This window comes from Bradyrhizobium sp. SRS-191 (assembly GCF_024586915.1).
GTDB lineage: Bacteria > Pseudomonadota > Alphaproteobacteria > Rhizobiales > Xanthobacteraceae > Bradyrhizobium.
Window position 1 is genome coordinate 1 of record NZ_JANBVS010000074.1, and the last position, 1591, is coordinate 1591.

At 65.6% G+C, this 1591-nt stretch carries 3 protein-coding genes; all 3 read left to right on the forward strand.

Features of this window, described 5'->3' with window-relative positions; genetic code table 11:
• A partial coding sequence (locus NLR35_RS34065) for an amino acid ABC transporter permease (protein WP_257170913.1) occupies positions 1-563 on the forward strand: 563 nt, incomplete at its 5' end.
• The gene (locus NLR35_RS34070; RefSeq protein WP_257170914.1) at positions 560-1366 is read left to right on the forward strand and encodes an amino acid ABC transporter ATP-binding protein; all 807 of its coding nucleotides are present in this window, start codon (positions 560-562) and stop codon (positions 1364-1366) included. The genes NLR35_RS34065 and NLR35_RS34070, both read left to right, overlap by 4 nt.
• On the forward strand, positions 1366-1591 hold a 226-nt coding region (locus NLR35_RS34075; RefSeq protein ID WP_257170915.1), incomplete at its 3' end, for an SDR family NAD(P)-dependent oxidoreductase. The genes NLR35_RS34070 and NLR35_RS34075, both read left to right, overlap by 1 nt.

A 1591-nucleotide genomic window follows, 5' to 3' on the forward strand; every position in this document is an offset into this window, starting at 1 on the left:
GTCTGGTGTTCGGCCTGTTCGGCGCGTTCGGCACCCTGTCGCGCTTCAAGGCGGTGCGGCTCACAGCCCTCACCTTCATCGAGGCGTTTCGCTGCACGCCGATCCTGGTGCAGCTGATCTGGTTCTATTATGCGCTGCCGATCCTGGCCGGTGTCGAGATGACGCCGATCACGGCTTCCGCGCTGGCGCTCTCGCTCTATGGCGGCTCCTTCTATTCGGAAATCATCCGCGGCGGCATCATCTCGATCGACAAGGGCCAGTCGGAAGCCGGCGCAGCACTGGGCATGACGCCCGGCCAGAGCATGCGGCGCATCGTGCTGCCGCAAGCGATCAAGCGCATGATCCCGGCGCTGATGAATCAGTCGATCATCCAGTTCAAGAACACCTCGCTGGTCTCGGTGCTGGCGGTGCCAGACCTCGTCTATCAGAGCCAGGTCGCAGCGCATGACAGCTACCGGCCGCTGGAGACCTACACGGCCGTCGCGGTCGCCTATGCCGCGATCCTGATCCCGCTCACCATCCTCGTCCGCCGCGGCGAGAAGCGACTGGCGGTGAGTGAATGAGCGGGGCGCCCAAGACCACTTCGAAGATCGAGATCCGCAGCCTGCGCAAGAGTTTTGGCAGTAACGAGGTTCTAAAGAACATCAATCTCGACGTTGCCAAGGGCGGTGTCGTCGCGCTGATCGGCCCTTCCGGTTCCGGAAAATCGACGCTGCTCCGCTGCATCAATCTGCTGGTCGTGCCCGATGGCGGCAGCGTCCGCGTCGGCGACACGCGCTTTGAATTCGGTGACGGCACCAAGCTGCCCGACGTGAAAACGCTGGCAAAATTCCGCGCCACCACCGGCATGGTGTTCCAGCACTTCAACCTGTTCCCGCACATGACGACGCTGCAGAACGTGATGGAGGGCCCGGTCACGGTGCGGCGCATGGCCAAGGCCGACGCCGAGAAGCTCGCGCGGGCGCAGCTCGCGAAGGTCGGGCTGGCCGAGAAGGCAGACCAATATCCGTCAACGCTCTCCGGCGGCCAGAAGCAGCGCGTCGCGATCGCACGCGCACTGGCGATGGAGCCTGATGTCATGCTGTTCGACGAGGCGACGTCGGCGCTCGACCCCGAGCTCGTCGGCGAAGTGCTCGCCGTTATCCAGCAACTGGCGGCGGAGGGCATGACCATGGTGATCGTGACTCATGAGATCGCCTTCGCCCGCGAGGTCGCCGACCGCCTGATCTTCATGCGCGACGGAATCGTCGTCGAGGAAGGCCCGGCGCGGCAGGTGATCGACCATCCGCAGGAAGCCGCGACGCGCGCCTTCCTCAGCCATTTCCACCGCACCGGCGCACTACCGCCGGCCAACGCAACGCCGTGATGCCTGATATCAACCGCGTCTATCTCGTCACGGGTGCCGCCAGCGGCATCGGCCGCGCCACCGCAAGGCTGCTCGCAGCTCCCGGCACGGCGCTTCTGCTGCACACGCGTTCCAACGCGGAGGGTCTCGACGCCGCGGCGGCGGAAGCCGAGGCGAAAGGCGCTGTCGTGGCGAAGCGCCTCGGCGATCTCTCGGAGCAGACAGCCGTGACCGACGCTGTCGCGG